Source organism: Leisingera coralii (genome assembly GCF_049056525.1).
Lineage (GTDB): Bacteria > Pseudomonadota > Alphaproteobacteria > Rhodobacterales > Rhodobacteraceae > Leisingera > Leisingera coralii.
The window spans coordinates 105,620-122,312 of sequence record NZ_JBHUPT010000040.1 but is presented as its reverse complement, the minus strand read 5'-3'; the positions used below and the strand labels follow the sequence as shown (position 1 = coordinate 122,312).

16 protein-coding genes are annotated in these 16,693 nt (G+C 63.0%); 13 read left to right on the top strand and 3 right to left on the bottom strand.

Annotated elements, in window-relative coordinates; all coding sequences use genetic code 11:
- Positions 1-163 (top strand): 3-deoxy-7-phosphoheptulonate synthase (locus ACFMBG_RS14720; RefSeq protein WP_421055453.1); only part of this gene is annotated, 163 nt, incomplete at its 5' end.
- Between the two features lie 141 nt (positions 164-304).
- Here the strand turns inward: ACFMBG_RS14720 and ACFMBG_RS14715 are convergent.
- Positions 305-1,141 (bottom strand): PAS domain-containing protein, encoded by an 837-nt coding sequence (locus tag ACFMBG_RS14715; RefSeq protein WP_421055452.1) that lies wholly within the window; start codon positions 1,139-1,141, stop codon positions 305-307.
- A 238-nt stretch (positions 1,142-1,379) separates the two neighbouring features.
- On the opposite strand from ACFMBG_RS14715, the gene ACFMBG_RS14710 reads away from it, so the two are divergent.
- From ACFMBG_RS14710 to phoB, 10 genes are all read left to right on the top strand, one after another.
- Positions 1,380-2,276, top strand: a complete 897-nt coding sequence (locus ACFMBG_RS14710) for a YicC/YloC family endoribonuclease (RefSeq protein WP_421055451.1) — start codon at positions 1,380-1,382, stop codon at positions 2,274-2,276.
- Between the two features lie 16 nt (positions 2,277-2,292).
- The gene (gene gmk / locus ACFMBG_RS14705; RefSeq protein ID WP_421055450.1) at positions 2,293-2,934 is read left to right on the top strand and encodes a guanylate kinase; all 642 of its coding nucleotides are present in this window, start codon (positions 2,293-2,295) and stop codon (positions 2,932-2,934) included.
- Complete coding sequence (locus tag ACFMBG_RS14700; protein ID WP_421055449.1) at positions 2,931-3,452, top strand: gamma carbonic anhydrase family protein; 522 nt, start codon at positions 2,931-2,933, stop codon at positions 3,450-3,452. The genes gmk and ACFMBG_RS14700 overlap by 4 nt, the downstream gene beginning before the upstream one ends.
- Before the next feature lie 103 nt (positions 3,453-3,555).
- On the top strand, positions 3,556-4,596 hold the full coding sequence (locus tag ACFMBG_RS14695) for a sensor histidine kinase (RefSeq protein ID WP_421055448.1): 1,041 nt from the start codon (positions 3,556-3,558) through the stop codon (positions 4,594-4,596).
- 209 nt (positions 4,597-4,805) lie between these two features.
- A complete protein-coding gene (locus ACFMBG_RS14690; RefSeq protein ID WP_421055447.1) occupies positions 4,806-5,846 on the top strand; it encodes a substrate-binding domain-containing protein in 1,041 nt (346 codons plus the stop codon).
- A gap of 111 nt (positions 5,847-5,957) precedes the next feature.
- The gene (gene pstC, locus ACFMBG_RS14685; RefSeq protein WP_421055446.1) at positions 5,958-7,430 is read left to right on the top strand and encodes a phosphate ABC transporter permease subunit PstC; all 1,473 of its coding nucleotides are present in this window, start codon (positions 5,958-5,960) and stop codon (positions 7,428-7,430) included.
- Positions 7,430-8,788 (top strand): phosphate ABC transporter permease PstA, encoded by a 1,359-nt coding sequence (gene pstA / locus ACFMBG_RS14680; protein ID WP_421055445.1) that lies wholly within the window; start codon positions 7,430-7,432, stop codon positions 8,786-8,788. Before pstC ends, pstA begins: the two co-directional genes overlap by 1 nt.
- A 12-nt stretch (positions 8,789-8,800) precedes the next feature.
- Positions 8,801-9,598, top strand: coding sequence for a phosphate ABC transporter ATP-binding protein PstB (pstB, locus tag ACFMBG_RS14675; RefSeq protein ID WP_421055444.1), 798 nt, complete (start codon positions 8,801-8,803; stop codon positions 9,596-9,598).
- A 17-nt stretch (positions 9,599-9,615) separates the two neighbouring features.
- On the top strand, positions 9,616-10,326 hold the full coding sequence (gene phoU, locus ACFMBG_RS14670; RefSeq protein WP_421055443.1) for a phosphate signaling complex protein PhoU: 711 nt from the start codon (positions 9,616-9,618) through the stop codon (positions 10,324-10,326).
- Between the two features lie 3 nt (positions 10,327-10,329).
- The gene (gene phoB, locus ACFMBG_RS14665) at positions 10,330-11,019 is read left to right on the top strand and encodes a phosphate regulon transcriptional regulator PhoB (protein WP_058286894.1); all 690 of its coding nucleotides are present in this window, start codon (positions 10,330-10,332) and stop codon (positions 11,017-11,019) included.
- Positions 11,020-11,091: 72 nt separating this feature from the next.
- Here phoB and ACFMBG_RS14660 read toward each other — a convergent pair whose 3' ends face one another.
- Positions 11,092-12,003 (bottom strand): LysR family transcriptional regulator, encoded by a 912-nt coding sequence (locus ACFMBG_RS14660; RefSeq protein WP_421055442.1) that lies wholly within the window; start codon positions 12,001-12,003, stop codon positions 11,092-11,094.
- 99 nt (positions 12,004-12,102) lie between these two features.
- Here ACFMBG_RS14660 and ACFMBG_RS14655 point away from each other — a divergent pair, with 99 nt between their 5' ends.
- Positions 12,103-13,323 carry an acyl-CoA dehydrogenase gene (locus ACFMBG_RS14655; protein WP_421055441.1) on the top strand — a complete coding sequence of 407 codons (1,221 nt, stop codon included), beginning with the start codon at positions 12,103-12,105 and terminating at the stop codon, positions 13,321-13,323.
- 652 nt (positions 13,324-13,975) lie between these two features.
- Here ACFMBG_RS14655 and ACFMBG_RS14650 read toward each other — a convergent pair.
- Positions 13,976-15,526 carry a trimethylamine methyltransferase family protein gene (locus ACFMBG_RS14650; protein ID WP_421055440.1) on the bottom strand — a complete coding sequence of 517 codons (1,551 nt, stop codon included), beginning with the start codon at positions 15,524-15,526 and terminating at the stop codon, positions 13,976-13,978.
- 545 nt (positions 15,527-16,071) lie between these two features.
- Between ACFMBG_RS14650 and ACFMBG_RS14645 the strand changes: the two genes are divergently transcribed.
- Complete coding sequence (locus ACFMBG_RS14645) at positions 16,072-16,482, top strand: hypothetical protein (RefSeq protein ID WP_421055439.1); 411 nt, start codon at positions 16,072-16,074, stop codon at positions 16,480-16,482.
- Positions 16,483-16,693 lie beyond the last annotated feature (211 nt).

Below are 16,693 nucleotides of genomic sequence, written 5' to 3'. Positions count from 1 at the left end.
CACCGGCGGCGTGCGCGCGGTGACCGAAGAGGACCTGAGCGACCGTTACCACACCGCCTGCGATCCGCGCCTGAACGCCAGCCAGTCGCTGGAGCTGGCCTTCCTGGTGGCAGAGGAGCTGTCCGCCCTGCGTGCCGCTCAGAAGGCCCGTCAGGCCGGCTGACACCGGACCGGCCGCGGGTGCGCGGCCTTTCCACGGTGCTTGCGAACAAAAAAAGGCGCCCCGGGGGTTCTCCCTCGGGGCGCAGTCAATTCAAGTGCTATGACCTGTACTTGAATGATAAGAACTGTGCAGTACGGCCTGTCAGTCGCGGCTGACCACCAGACGCAGGTGCGGCGCGCCCTTGGGCTTGGCCGGTGCCGCCGCGGGTGTCTCCACCGGCGCTGCGGGTCTGGCCGCCCGGCTGCGCTCCAGCAGCGCCTTGGCCTCGTCCAGAATGGAACGCTCCGGCTTGAACCGCGCCTGGGTTTCGGCAAAGCCCGGGTTGGGCTGGTTCACGTCACGGCGCTCTACCTTGTCGGCAGGCGTGGTGTCAGGGCGCGGCTTGGCCTTGAACCCGGCTGTGCCTTTCACCTTGGCGACTGCGCGCATCTCGATCGAGGAGATCGCGAACCGCTGCGAGGTGACCGTGTCGCCTTCATCCGCCACCAGCACGCCCAGCACCCGGCTGATGTCGCCCAGGTCGCTGCGCAGCGGCAGCAGCAGCATGCGGGCCTCGCGCGGGGTGCGCAGGCGCGGTGCTTCGATCTGCAGCTCCAGCTCCACGATCGCCGGCGTCTCGAACATGTGCTCCATCGCCGAGCTCAGCTGCTTGCGCGCATCGGTGGTAAAGAAGGCGGTGATCGGCATGCCGCGCACTTCCATGCCGGCCATGTCATTCACCATCGACCCGGCCAGGCGGAAACGGGCGATGCCCGGTGCGATCCGCTCCAGAATGAACGTGTGGCTCAGGATATTCTCCAGCCCGCGCGGATCGATCTGCGACCGGCTCGGCACATCATCGCCGCGGCGCAGCGCCGTCCAATAGGCCTCCGCCTGGCGCAGCGGCGACAGCGGCCCGCCTTTGCGGAACCGGTTCATGGAAACAACCTTGTCCTGACTGTTCGTCGTCCCGGTACCGCTGCGGCTGCCAAAAATCATCTCATATCCCCTTCAACCCCGGCGTGCTTTGCGTCCCCGACAGCCGGCGGCTGTGTTAACACTTAGGGCCGGTATGGTTACCCTGAAGTTAAGATGACACAATCTAATTCAAATTTGGACTACTTCTTTAAGCAATGGTTAACGCGCAGGGGTAGCACCGTTTATGCGATTGCGCTTGCGCCCTATACTTTCGAGACAGTAGAGCTGACCAATCACCAGCGACGAGAGGGCCTCACCCATGACCATCCGCAGCATGACCGCCTTTGCCTCGGCGCAGGGCAGTTCCGGACAGCACAGCTGGAGCTGGGAACTCCGCTCGGTCAATGCCAAGGGGCTGGACATCCGGCTGCGGGTTCCGGACTGGCTGGACGGCCTTGAAAACCATATCCGCTCGGTTCTGTCCAAGGCGCTGGCACGGGGCAATGTCTCGCTGACCTTGCGGGTGTCCAGGACCGAAGACAGTGCCGCGCAGGTTCAGATCAACAATGCAGTGCTGCAGTCGGTGATCAAGGCCCTGGGCGAGGCGCAGTCCATCGCCCAGCAGAACCGGGTCGGCATCCGCCCGGCCTCCGCCGCCGAGGTGCTGGCCTTCAAAGGCGTGCTGGAGCAGGCCGCAACCGACGACGACCCGGCGCCGCTGGTCAAGGCGCTGAGCAAGGAACTGGAAACCCTTGTGGCGGAATTCGTGCAGATGCGCGAGGCCGAGGGCGCCGCGCTTGCCGTAATCCTTAACGGCCAGCTCGAGCAGGTTGCCTCGCTCACCGCCCAAGCGGGCGCCCGCGCTGGCGAGCGCAAGGTGAAAATGGCCGAAACCTTCAAGGCCAATCTGGCCCGGGTGCTGGACAACGCCGATGGCGCAGATCCGGACCGCGTCGCGCAGGAACTGGCGCTGATTGCGGTCAAGGCGGACGTGACCGAAGAACTGGACCGCCTTGGCGCCCATGTGGAGGCGGCACGCGACCTGCTGGTCAAGGGCGGGGCCGTGGGCCGCCGGCTCGACTTCCTCATGCAGGAATTCAACCGCGAGGCCAACACGCTCTGTTCAAAAGCGCAGCACAGCGCCTTGACGGCGGTGGGGCTTGAGCTGAAAACCGTGATCGACCAGATGCGCGAGCAGGTGCAGAACATAGAATAAGAAAAGGAGTGCCCAGATGGCGGACCGCCGCGGCCTTTTGATCATCCTCTCATCGCCTTCGGGCGCAGGCAAATCCACTCTGGCCCGCCGCCTGATGGCCTGGGACCCTGGCCTCAAGTTCTCGGTCTCCGCCACCACCCGCGCCCCGCGCCCGGGCGAGGAGCATGGCCGCGAGTACTTTTTCATGTCCGAGGACGAGTTCCGGCAGAAGGTGGCTGAAGGCGGCATGCTGGAGCACGCCCACGTGTTCGGCAATTTCTACGGCTCCCCGGCAGGCCCGGTAAAAGAAACCATCGAGGCTGGCCAGGACGTGCTGTTCGACGTCGACTGGCAGGGGGAAATCCAGATCCGCAACTCCGACCTGGGCAAGCATGCGCTGTCGATCTTCATCCTGCCGCCCTCGATCCCGGAGCTGCGCCGCCGCCTGGAAAGCCGCGCTCAGGACAGTGACGAGGTGATCGGCAAGCGGATGCAGAAAAGCTGGGACGAAATCAGCCACTGGGGCTATTACGATTACGTGCTGGTCAATGACGATCTGGACCAGACCGAAGCCAAGCTGAAAACCATCGTCGAGGCCGAGCGGATGCGCCGGATCCAGCAGCCCAAGCTGCAGGAGCATGTGCGCGCCCTGCAAACCCAATTCGAGGAACAGTCATGACCCTTTACGCACTAGGAGACCACCAGCCGCAGATCCACGAGGACACCTGGGTTGCCCCCGATGCCAATCTGATCGGCAAGGTGGTGATGGAGGCGGGGTCTTCGGTCTGGTTCGGCGTCACCATCCGCGCCGACCACGAGGAAATCCGCCTCTGCGAGGGCACCAATGTGCAGGAAAACGTGGTGATGCACATTGATGCCGGCTACCCGCTGACCATCGGCAAAAACTGCACCATCGGCCACAAGGCGATGCTGCACGGCTGCACAATAGGCGAAAACACCCTGGTCGGAATGGGGGCGACCATCCTCAACGGCGCAAAGATCGGCAAGAACTGCCTGATCGGCGCCGGCGCCCTGATCACCGAGAACAAGGAAATCCCCGACAACTCGCTGGTAATGGGCAGCCCCGGCAAGGTGGTGCGCGAGGTCGATGCTGCGCTGGCAGAGAAACTTACCCAAAGCGCGCTGCTCTATCAGGACAACATGCGCCGGTTCCGGGCAGAGCTGAAACCGCTGTGAGCAGACGGGCCCGCCCCGGTTTTTGCGCTGGCTGAATGGGGGCTGCCACACGGCGTTTACATTGCGGCGCTAGGCAGGCCGGACTCTCAACGACGGGGATCTGATGACGACGGAGCTGATTGACGGGTTTCTGGCGGCCATCCCGCTGCCCGCGGTGCTGGTGGACCAGACCGAGCGGTTCATCGCGGTGAATACCGAAGCCGCGACGCTGCTGGGGCAGGGGGTGAAGGGGCGCCATTTCGCCACCATCCTGCGCCAGCCCAGCGTGGCCACCGCCATCGAAGGCTGCCTGCGCGACCGCAACCCGCGCGTGGCTCGCCATCTCGCCAATGACGGTGCGCAGGACACCACCTTTGCCGTCACCCTGCGCTATGTGCCCGGTATCGGCGCCGTCGGCGGCGGCGCGGTTCTGGCCTGTTTCGACGACGTCACCGAACGCGAGCAAGCCGGCCAGATGCGCCGCGACTTTGTCGCCAATGTCAGCCACGAACTGCGCACGCCGCTGACCGCGCTGATCGGTTTCATCGAAACCCTGCGCGGCCCGGCCCGCGAGGACGCGCAGGCCCGCGACCGCTTCCTCACCATCATGGAGGGCGAGGCCAGCCGGATGAACCGCCTGGTGGGCGACCTGTTGTCCCTGAACCGGGTGGAAAGCGAAGAACGGGTGCGGCCAAAACAGAAGGTCGATCTGACCGCCCATCTGGCCTCCACCCTCAAGACGCTGCTGCCGGTGGCCGAGGCCCGCGGCGTGCAGATGAAACTGGAGGCGCCGGACGATGCCGTGTCGGTCACCGGCGATCCGGACCAGCTGCAGCAGGTCTTCATCAACCTGGTGGAAAACGCGGTTAAATACGGCGGCGACGAGGTCCGCGTCGTGCTAAGCCATACCGATCGCGACCCATCGGTGCGGGCCCCGGCCGCCCGCGTCCAAGTGATCGACAACGGAGCGGGAATCGACCCCGTCCACCTGCCGCGCCTGACCGAACGCTTCTACCGCGCCGACAGCCACCGCTCGCGCGAGATGGGCGGCACCGGTCTGGGCCTGGCAATTGTAAAACACATCATCAACCGCCACCGCGGACGGCTGCGAGTCGAAAGCGAACTGGGCCAAGGTTCTGTTTTCACGGTGATCCTGCCGGAATAACCACACGCCGCATGGTCATTTGCGCAGAAGCCGCCGCCGGATCTCCCCGGCGGCGGCTTGCCGGTTCATGACACATTTTTTTCCGCCCGGACCGGGTTTGTCATGAAGCTGTTACACTGGTGTCACAAAAGCCTCATCAGCGGCCTCTAGGTGATGCGCCAAGATCATCGAGGGGGTGATCGAACCTTGAAAACTCATGGAGACAAAAGATGTCCTTTGTGAAACTGACCGCTTCCGCCCTGGCAATTTCCGCCGTTTCTGCCACCGCAGCAGCCGCGCGCGACCAGGTGCAGGTTGCCGGTTCGTCGACCGTTCTGCCCTATGCCTCTATCGTGGCCGAAGCCTTTGGCGAGAACTTCGACTTCCCGACCCCGGTTGTGGAATCCGGCGGCTCCTCCGCGGGCCTCAAGCGGTTCTGCGAAGGTGTGGGCGAAAACACCATCGACGTCGCCAATGCCTCCCGCCAGATCAAGGACAGCGAAATCGCCGCCTGTGCCGAAAACGGCGTGACCGACATCATCGAGGTCCGCATCGGCTATGACGGCATCGTCTTTGCCTCCGACATCAACGCCAACGGTTTTGAATTCACCCCGTCCGACTGGTTCCTGGCGCTGTCCGACAAGGTTCTGGTCGACGGCCAGCTGGCCGGCAACCCGAACACCACCTGGGCCGACGTGAACCCGGATTTCCCGGCTGTCGACATCCAGGCCTTTGTTCCGGGCACCAAGCACGGCACCCGCGAAGTGTTCGAAGACAAGGTGATCCTGGCAGGCTGTGAGGAAACCGGCGCCTTTGAAGCCTTCATGGAAGCCAACGGCGGCGACAAGAAAGCTGCTGAAAAAGCCTGTATCGCCCTGCGCACCGACGGCAAATCGGTCGACATCGACGGCGACTACACCGAGACCCTGGCCCGCATCGAATCCAACAAGGACGGCATCGGCGTCTTTGGCCTGGCCTTCTACGAAAACAACACCGACAAGCTGCAGGTCGCAACCATGTCCGGCGTTGTGCCCTCGACCGAATCCATCGCAACCGGCGAATACCCGGTCTCCCGCCCGCTGTTCTTCTACGTGAAGAAAGCCCACATCGGCGTGATCCCGGGCCTCAAGGAATATGCTGAATTCTTCGTGGCTGACGAAGTCGCAGGCGAAGACGGCCCGCTGGCCGAATACGGCCTGGTGGCAGACCCGGAACTGGCTGAAACCCAGGAAACCGTCGCCAGCGAAGCTGTCATCGGCGGCAACTCCTGATCTGCCCCGCGATAGGATGAAATTTGCCGGGGCGGATCCTTCTGCCCCGGCGCTGTTTTTCCCGGTCCCCGACGCTGTTTCCCTTTCCGTCACCGCCTAACGGAGCCCTCCATGCCCACTTTCTGGCTCGTTGTTCTCCTGCTTGCGCTGTCCGCAGCGGGTTTTTACTGGGGGCGCAGCCGCGCGCTCAAAACCGCCGGGGGCGATGCAAGAGAACTGCATTCGCTGCCGTCCTATTACGGCTATCATGTTGCGCTGGTATCCTTTGTGCCTGCCATCGCGGTTCTGGCCATCTGGCTGCTGGCCCAGCCGCTGATCATCGAGAACCGTGTGTCTGGCATGATCCCGGCTGAGGCGGTTCCGGAAAACTCGACCCTCGGTCTGGTGATGAGCGACGTGCGCCGGGTTGCCGAAGGGCTGGATCTGGCGGTGGAGCAGGAGCTTCTGACCCGCCGCCAGGCCCGCGAAGCTACCAGCGGCGAGCAGGACCTGCGCGCCCTCCTGGGCGAGGTCGGCGTTGCCCTCGGCTCCGATGTGCGCCCCGAGGTTCTGACCGCGGCCCAGGCCTACCGCAACCTGTCGCATACCGGCAAAACCGCAATGACCGTGGTTGTTGCGCTGCTGGCGCTTGGCGGCTTTGCCTGGGCGCACAGCCGCACCCACAAGGATTTCCGCGCCCGCAACGTGGTGGAGCGCGTAGTTCTGGCGCTGCTGATCCTGGCCGCCTCGCTGGCGATCCTGACCACGGTCGGCATCGTCCTGTCGATGCTGTTCGAGACCAAGAACTTCTTTGGCCTGCACAGCTGGACCGACTTCTTCTTCGGCTCCACCTGGGCGCCGAACTTCCGCGGCGACAGCGACCTGTCGATCCTGCCGCTCTTGTGGGGCACGCTCTACATCTCCTTCATCGCGCTCTTGGTGGCGGTGCCGGTGGGCCTGTTTGCCGCCATTTACCTTTCGGAATACGCCAGCGGCGCTGTGCGCTCCTTTGCCAAGCCGCTGCTGGAGATCCTGGCGGGCATCCCGACCATCGTTTACGGCCTGTTCGCGCTGCTGACCGTGGGTCCGGCGCTGGCAAACCTTTTTGCCAAGGGCGGCCTCTTGGGCGTCGAATGGATGGCCGGCGCGACCTCCGTGCTGACTGCCGGACTGGTGATGGGCATCATGTTGATCCCCTTCGTCTCCTCGCTGTCAGATGACATCATCAACGCGGTACCGCAGGCGATGCGCGACGGCTCGCTGGGCCTGGGCGCCACCAAATCCGAAACCGTGCGCCAGGTGGTGATGCCGGCAGCGCTGCCGGGCATCGTCGGCGCGGTGCTGCTGGCCGCCTCGCGCGCCATCGGCGAGACCATGATCGTGGTGATGGGGGCAGGGGCGATTGCCAAGTTCTCGATCAACCCGCTGGAATCGATGACCACCATCACCACCCGTATCGTCAGCCAGCTGACCGGCGACACCGATTTTGCCAGCCCCGAAACCCTCGTTGCCTTTGCCTTGGGCCTGACCCTGTTTGTCCTGACCCTCGGCCTGAACGTCCTGGCGCTCTACATCGTGCGCAAATACCGGGAGCAGTACGAATAATGACTGACCTCAGCCAATCCCCCGCAGGCGCGGAACCCCGCAAGCACGGCGGCTCGCTGCTGGAGCAGACCCCGCGCACCAAGCGGCGCAATGCAGCCGAAACGCGTTTCCGCGCCTATGGCATCGCCGCCATCACCGCGGGCCTCATCATGCTGCTGATCCTGGTGACCACCATCGTCGGCAAGGGCACCGGCGCCTTCCAGCAGACCTTTGTGACCCTGAAAGTGGAGCTGCTGGAAAGCAAGCTCGACAAGAAGGGTGAGCGCAATATCGAGGACATCAAGAAGGTCACCACCTTCGGCTATGCCCCGATCATCAAGACCGCGATGGAAGCGGCGGTTGAGGAGTACGGCATCGAGACCGGCCTCAAGGCCAAGGAACTGGCCGGCATCCTGTCCAAGGACGTCGCCGCCCAGCTGCGCGACTATGTGATCGCCAACCCGGACCAGATCGGCCAGACGGTGGAGTTCCGCTTCCTCGCCTCCGGCCGGGTCGACGGCTACATGAAGGGCCGCGTCACCCGCGACAGCATCGTCAACGACAAGAACATCTCGCCCGAACAGCTTGATCTTGTTGATGCTTTGGCCGCTGCCGGGGTGCTGGAGAAGACCTTCAACCTCGACTTCATCACCGGCGCCGATGCCTCTGACGCCCGCCCCGAAGCGGCCGGCATGGGCGTGTCGATGCTGGGCTCGCTGTTCATGATGTTTGTGGTGCTGGCGCTGGCGCTGCCGATCGGCGTCGCTGCCTCGATCTACCTCGAGGAATTTGCGCCGCAGAACTGGCTCACCGACCTGATCGAGGTGAACATCTCCAACCTCGCCGCGGTGCCGTCGATCGTGTTCGGCATCCTGGGCCTGGCGGTCTTCATCAACTACATGCACCTGCCGACCTCGGCGCCGCTGGTGGGCGGCCTGGTGCTGACGCTGATGACCCTGCCGACCATCATCATCTCCACCCGCGCCTCGCTGAAATCGGTGCCGCCGTCGATCCGCGACGCCGCCCTCGGTGTCGGCGCCTCCAAGATGCAGGCGGTGTTCCACCACGTGCTGCCGCTGGCCGCGCCCGGCATCCTGACCGGCACCATCATCGGCCTGGCCCAGGCGCTGGGGGAAACCGCACCGCTCTTGCTGATCGGCATGGTCGGCTTCATCGCCTCCAACGCGCCGGAAACCCTGGCCGACGGCCTGCTGGCGCCGAACTCGGCGATGCCCGCGCAGATCTACGAGTGGGCCAAACGCGCCGACCCGGCGTTCTATGAACGCGCCTGGGGCGGCATCATCATCCTTCTCATCTTCCTGGTGACCATGAACACCCTCGCGGTGATCCTGCGACGCCGCTTTGAACGCCGCTGGTAAGGGGGCATAGTAATGAACGACATGACCTTGATGGATAACACCGTGGACACTCAGAAAATCAAAATCGCCGCCAAGGATGTGAACGTCTACTACGGCGACAGCCACGCGATCAAAGACGTGAACGTCGAGATCGAGGACAAGACCGTCACTGCCTTCATCGGCCCGTCGGGCTGCGGCAAGTCGACCTTCCTGCGCTGCCTCAACCGGATGAACGACACCATCGACATCTGCCGCGTCAAGGGCGACATCCTGCTGGATGGCGAGGACATCTACGACAAGCGCGTCGATCCGGTGCAGCTGCGCGCCAAGGTCGGCATGGTGTTCCAGAAGCCGAACCCGTTCCCCAAGTCGATCTATGACAACGTGGCCTATGGCCCGCGCATCCACGGTCTGGCCAAGAACAAGGCGGAACTGGATGAAATCGTTGAAAAATCCCTGCGACGCGGTGCGATCTGGGATGAGGTGAAGGACCGTCTGGACGCCCCCGGCACCGGCCTGTCCGGCGGCCAGCAGCAGCGCCTGTGCATCGCCCGCGCCGTCGCGACTGAGCCCGAAGTTCTGCTGATGGACGAACCCTGCTCGGCGCTCGACCCGATCGCCACCGCCCAGGTCGAGGAGCTGATCGACGAGCTGCGCAGCCGGTATTCGGTGGTGATTGTCACCCACTCGATGCAGCAGGCCGCCCGGGTCAGCCAGAAGACCGCGTTCTTCCACCTCGGCAATCTGGTGGAATTCGGCCCCACCGGCCAGATCTTCACCAACCCCGAAGATCCGCGCACCGAAAGCTACATCACCGGCCGGATCGGCTGATCTATAGGAATATCAACATGGTAGAACAGCATATTGCATCGGCATTCGACCGCGATCTGGAGGCAATCCAGGCCCGGATTATGAAAATGGGCGGCCTGGTCGAGGACGCCATCCGCGAGGCGGCCCGCGCGCTGGAAACCCGCGACGAGGAACTGGCGCTGACGGTGCGCCAGGGCGACAAGGCGATTGACGGGCTGGAAGAGCTGATCAACGAGGAAACCGCCCGGCTGATCGCGCTGCGCTCGCCCACGGCCTCCGACCTGCGCCTGGTGCTGTCGGTGATGAAGATCGCCGGCAACCTGGAACGCATTGGTGATTATGCGAAAAACATGGCCAAGCGCACCGCTGTCCTGGCCCAGGGTCCTGACATCACCGAAGGCGCCGCCGCCCTGCGCCGGATGGCGCGCGAGGTGGAGCGGATGCTCAAGGATGCTCTGGACTCCTACATCCAGCGCGACCCTGAGCTGGCCGCCGACGTGATCGCGCGCGACCGCGATGTGGACCAGATGTACAACGCCCTGTTCCGCGAATTCCTGACCCACATGATGGAAGACCCGCGCAACATTTCGGCCTGTATGCACTTGCATTTCATTGCAAAAAACACCGAGCGCATGGGCGACCACGTGACCGCGATTGCCGAGCAGGTGATCTATCTGGTGACCGGCGAGAAGCCGGAGGAAGACCGCAAGAAAGCTGACACGACCTCGACGACACCGCAGGAGATCTGACCGATGGCTGCCGATCAGCCCACCGTTCTTGTTGTTGAAGATGAAATGGCCCAGCGGGAAGTGCTGGCCTACAACCTCGAGGCCGACGGCTTCCGGGTGCTGCGCGCCGAACATGGCGAAGAGGCGCTGCTGGTGGTCGAGGAGGACATGCCCGACATCATCATCCTCGACTGGATGATGCCCAACCTCAGCGGCATCGAAGTGTGCCGCCGGCTGAAAACCCGTCCGGAAACCCGCAACATTCCGGTGATCATGCTGTCGGCCCGCTCGGAAGAGGTCGACAAGGTGCGCGGCCTGGAGACCGGCGCCGATGATTACGTGGTCAAACCCTATTCGGTGATCGAGCTGATGGCGCGGGTGCGCACCCAGCTGCGCCGGGTGCGGCCTTCGACCGTGGGGGTGCGGCTGGAGTACGACGATATCGTGCTGGATGCGGAAACCCACAAGGTCAGCCGCGCCGACAATCCGCTGAAGCTGGGGCCGACGGAATTCCGTCTGCTCTCCACCTTCATGGAGAAGCCGGGCCGGGTGTGGAGCCGCGAGCAGCTCTTGGACCGGGTCTGGGGCCGCGACATCTATGTCGACACCCGCACCGTCGACGTTCACATCGGGCGGCTGCGCAAGGCGCTGACCCAGCACGGCGGCAGCGACCCGGTGCGCACGGTGCGCGGCGCGGGCTACGCGCTCGGCTGAAACGGCATCAGGGGGTGTACAGGCGGTGCACAGGGGGTGCACACATGTCACCCCCTTGATTTCCGCTGCCGGTCAGCGCGGCAGCGGATCCTCTGGCTGCGCCTGGCCCGCCAGCCACTCCCGGAATTTCATCAGCGCCGGCGCGCCTGACTTCCGCTCCGGCCAGACCAGGTAATAGGCACCGGCGGACTCCAGCGGCTCCGGGTGCAGCGCCACCAGACGGCCTGTCGCTAGGTCCTGTTCCACCAGGTAATCCGGCATCAGTGCCACCCCAAGGCCATGCAGAGCAGCCTGGGTGATGGTTGCGAATTGATCATAGATCGTGCCGCTCAACCCGTCATCGGCGACGATCCCTTGCCGGTCGAACCAGTCCCGCCAGGCGGTGGTCCGGGTTTGAATGTGCAGCAGCGGCAGTTTCAGAATGTCCTTGGGGTCCGTGACTGTCCGGCCCTCGAGAAGCTGCGGCGCACAGACCGGCAGCAGCTGTTCGTGCTTGAGCAGCAGGGATTGCGTGCCGGGCCATTGAGCGTTTCCGAAATGGATAGCCGCATCAAAGGGTTCCGTGGAGAAATTGAAAGGCTCCAGCCGGGTGGCCATATTGATTGTCACATCCGGGTGCAGCCGGGAAAATTCCGGCAGCCGCGGCATCAGCCAGCGCATCCCGAAGGCGGGAAGAATGGCCAGGTTCAGCGTGCCGGCCAGCGGCGCGGCCTGCAAACGCAGGGTGGATTGCACGATCTGGTTCAGCGCCTGGCGGATCTCCGCTGCGTAATCCTGCGCTTCGGAGGTCAGCATCAGCCGTTTCTGATCCCGCTGCACCAGTTCCATCCCCAATTGCCGTTCCAGCGTTTGCAATTGGCGGCTGACGGCGCCTTGTGTCAGCGCGAGTTCCTCGGCGGCAGCGGAGGCGCTGCCCAGACGGTCCAGCGCTTCCAGCGCGCGCAGGGAGGAGATGGACGGCAGAAATTTGCGAGGCACAGACATGTATGAGTGTTTGTCATGGATCCTTGCGAAAGTCTCGCTGTTTTTTCCGTTCACCTCCCGTTAGGGTTTGGCCAAATCGCGAACCACTGAGGTGACAAGATGACCGACAAACCCGCACTGCGCGCCAAAGATGCCCCGGACCTGGGCCGTTTCAACTGGGAAGACCCGCTGCGGCTGGAGGACCAGTTGACCGAAGATGAGCGGATGATCTCCGCCTCGGCCCGCGCCTATGCCCAGGAAAAGCTTCAGCCGCGCGTGCTAAGCGCTTATGAAAACGAGGAAACCGATCCGGAAATCTTCCGCGAGATGGGCGAGATGGGCCTGCTCGGCACCACCATTCCGGAAGAATACGGCGGCCTCGGCGGCGGCTATGTCTCTTATGGCTTGGTCGCGCGCGAGGTGGAGCGTGTCGACAGCGGCTACCGCTCGATGATGTCGGTGCAAAGCTCGCTGGTGATGTATCCCATCTACGCATACGGCAGCGAAGAGCAGCGTCAGAAATACCTGCCGAAACTTGCCACCGGCGAATGGATCGGCTGCTTTGGCCTGACCGAACCAGATGCCGGTTCGGACCCCGCCAGCATGAAGACCCGGGCCGAAAAAACCGAAGGGGGCTATCGGCTTACCGGCTCCAAGATGTGGATCTCCAACGCGCCGATCGCAGATGTTTTTGTGGTCTGGGCCAAGTCCGAAGCGCATGGCGGCAAAATCCGCGGCTTTGTTCTGGACAAGGGCCTGAAGGGTCTGAGCGCGCCGAAGATTCAGAACAAGGCGTCGCTGCGCGCGTCGATCACCGGCGAGATCGTGATGGACGGCGTTGAAGTTGGCGAAGACGCACTTCTGCCTCATGTTCAAGGGCTTAAGGGTCCTTTCGGGTGTTTGAACCGCGCCCGTTACGGCATCAGCTGGGGCGCAATGGGTGCGGCAGAGGCCTGCTGGCACGCAGCGCGCCAGTACGGGCTGGACCGCACGCAGTTCGGCCGTCCGCTGGCCAACACCCAGCTTTTCCAGCTGAAACTGGCGAATATGCAGACCGAAATCACCTTGGGCCTGCAGGCGTCCCTGCGCGTCGGGCGGCTGATGGATGAAGCCAATGCGGCGCCTGAGATGATCTCGATTATCAAGCGCAACAACTGCGGCAAGGCGCTGGAGATTGCCCGGATGGCCCGCGACATGCATGGCGGCAATGGCATCAGCCTGGAGTTCAACGTGATCCGCCACATGGTGAATCTGGAGACCGTGAACACCTACGAAGGCACCCATGATGTGCACGCTCTGATCCTGGGCCGGGCACAGACTGGTTTGCAGGCGTTCTTCTGAGGACTGCGAGCAGCGCGGGATACGGTCTCGCGCTGCATTTTTGCATTATGGTCCTGCAGATTTGCCGGTGATGGTTATCCGGTGAGTTTTGCAATGGTTCCTGGCGCGGCTTGCCGGTGAATTGCTCTGCCATCGGATCCAAAACTCTTAGCCCGAATTTGACAGCTGGCCGGGAAAAAGGGCTTTTCCTGCTGGTGCCAGATTCACTGGTTAACGTCATGGGGCATGCCTGCACAGAAGTGCAGCCTATGGCCGTCAATCCGTACCTCTGCTTTGCGTTTCCTCAGGCTGTGGTTTCAGCGCCTTTGGGGCGATTGTGTTTTGCATACTTCCAACGGTGCTAATCGTCCGAAGACTCCGGTAACACTGCTCGTTGCATTTTCGCAGGATGGTTTTGCAGAAATGCGCCTGAAAAATTGCAGGCCTAACCCCGTTTCTGAGCGCCGCTATTTGCAAAACATCCATTATTAACAAAGGGTTATCACAAGGTTGGTGGCTGTGAAAGCCAATAGTTTAAGTTTTAGTGGTTTCAGGTTCGCTGTGCGGAAGGAGCAAGGCCAAACAAGCGCTTTGCCCAGCTGGCAGGGATTTGCCAAAACGGCACAGAAAAACGGGCCGGAATTTCCGGCCCGTTTGCACGCGGTAATGCCGGTTACGCCGGCAGATAGATGTTGAACTTCTCCCGGATCGCCATGTCGGTAGCGGCGTCAAACCGGGCCGCGGCGCGCTGCGACAGGATCTTTTCCTTTTTCACAATCGCCTTCTCGATCAGGTCCGGCTTGTCGCGCTCCGCCCATTCCTTGGGCGAGGTCCGGTCGCCCAGGTCGGGATAGACATAATCCATCTGCATCCGGCTGAGGGTCTGGTCGGTGCCAAGATAGTGGCCGGGTCCGCCGAGGCAGGTTGCACGCATCTGGTCCAGGGCCAGTGTCTCTTCGTTCACCTCGATGCCGCGCACGCAGCGTTGCGCCTGACCCAGCAGATCGTTGTCGAGGATCAGCGACTCATGACAGAAGCCCAGCAGCGAGGCATGCATGCCCGCGGCCTCGTAAACCATGTTGAGACCGGATAGCCCTGCCATCACGGCTGAGCACATCTGCTCCCAGCCGGCCTGCATGTCGGGCATTTTCGAATCCGAGGCGCCTGCAGCGGCGCCGCCGGGCAGGTCGTAGAACTTGTGCATCTGGGCGCAGCCAGCGGTCAGCAGCGCTTGCTCGCCGGAGCCGACGGACATCGCGCCGGTGCGCAGGTCCAGGCCGAACGGCCAAGTGCCGAAAATCGCTGGGGCACCGGGCTTTACAGCGTTTACGTAAACCAGTCCGGCCAGGCATTCCGCTACCGCCTGGGCAATTGCGCCGGCAATGGTGGAGGGAGCGGTGGCACCCGCCATGCCCGCCGACAGCAGCAGTACCGGCATGCCGCCCTTGATGCATTCCTCCATCACTTCGCAGGATTCCGTGGCGAATTTCATCGGCGGAACCACAAAGCAGTTGGAGTTCGAGACAAAGGGGCGCTCGCGCCACTTGTCTTCGCCGCCGGCAATCATGTGCAGCAGTTCCAGCCCCGGCTTCACGAACCCCGGCTCGGTGAAGGAGACACCGACATGCTTGGTGGTGCCGGCGGTGGTGGCGTAGATCGAGTTCAGATCCATCTCGCAGTTGTCGGCGATGTCGCGGCACACCATCGGTCGCTGGACGAAGTGGATATTGTCGAGCTGGTCGCAGATGCGGGCCGCGTCGTGCAAGTCCTGCACGGTGGAATCGCGGTAGGTCTTGCCGTGCACGTCCACCATGCTGACCGCGGCGCCGGCGGTGCCGTAATGGACGCGCCCGCCGGAGAGCTGCAGGTCGGTCTTGCCGTCGCGGCTGTAGAGGGTAACGGAGCGGTTCGCCTTGGCAATGGTGTCCTCGACCAGGGCGCGGGGGAAGCGGATACGGCCGTCATCGCCCAAGGTGCAGCCTGCTGCGGTCAGGTAATCGATGCCGCTTTGGGGAGCATCGGCCAGGCCGATCTCTTCAAGAGCGGTCAGCGCGGTCTGGTGGATCTGCTCCATGTCCGCCTGGCTGAGCATCTTCAAAGCGGTGGATTCCATTCCCGGGCGCACGGGGCGCAGATGGTCCGGCAGTGCGGCAGCCCGGGCTGCACGGCGCGCATTGCGCCCGCCGCTGCGGCCGGCGCGGGAGGAGGAGGCTTGGTCGTTCATTATTTTGAGCCTTTCAGGTGGGTGAGTGGAAGTTTCTGGATTTCCAACTCAAAGCGGCCGTCCTCTGGCCGCACGCCCGCGTGCTGCACCAATGGTGCGGCAAATCAGGCTGACAAGGCAGCGTTCTCCCTGCATGCGGACTCCCGTCTGTTTTGCTGCAAATTGCCACGCTAGGAGGGGGTTTCTAGCACATTAGCGACCAGGATGAAAAAAGCGACAAAAATTTCACTCGGCTTGGGAGCGGCGTCCGCGAAGCCTTGAGACAGTGATTTTAAATAAATGCACTTACTTTTAATGGTGTAACTGCAATTTTTAACGCTATGCGGGGCGAGCGGATATTGGCAGTATGGCTCCGGGAACCAAATATTAAGCGTTAATGGCGATACTGGGGCCCAAGGGATGGCGCGCTGAAACGGCGCATTTCGAAAAGGCACAGCCACATGCCAATGGTTAGGACAACCGCACTTATTCATGCTTTTGCCGCTGGCCTCGCGGTGGCGGTCACTTTAGGCCAGTCATGTTCGGCAGAAGGGTGGACCGGGCCGGTGTTCAGTAACCCCGTTCACACCGCATCCGGCGCCGGCAGCGCGGAGACTCATTCTTTCCAGCTGGCATTCATTCAGGAGGTCGGCAACCTGATCTTTGGCGGCACGGTTGCCTCCGGCCAGACCGGCCTGCTGACACAGGCCGTTCAAGCAGACGAAACGCACCAGCTGCGGCTCCATGCCGGCTATGATTTCGGTCCGGCAACCGGTGTAGTCACCCTGGGCGGGCTGCAGGCTGAGACCTCAAACGGCAAGCGGCAGGGGCCGCTGTTTGGGTTGGGCATGCGCGTCTCTCTCAACCGGGCGCTGCAGCTGCGGGGGGAGTTGCTGCACCACGAAGCGGGGCCGAGGGACGGCAGCGGCCGCCCGCGCGGCGAGACTCTGTCTGTCACCGCTGCGTTCCGCTTCTGACAGTTGTTGTCCAATGGGCAGCCTTGCACCAAGGCAGCCCGATGCGGCGCTAGGTGCGTCCAAACGAAATTCAATGGGTTAGCAAAACTCCGCCAGTGAAATCCGGCGGAAAAGCGCACGTTTCAGGGGAATTTCGGCCAGTCGTTGCCAGTTCAAGGCAACGTGAGCCGGAGGGGCTGGAAGTTCTGAGGCAGAGACCTTTTGTAGGCTC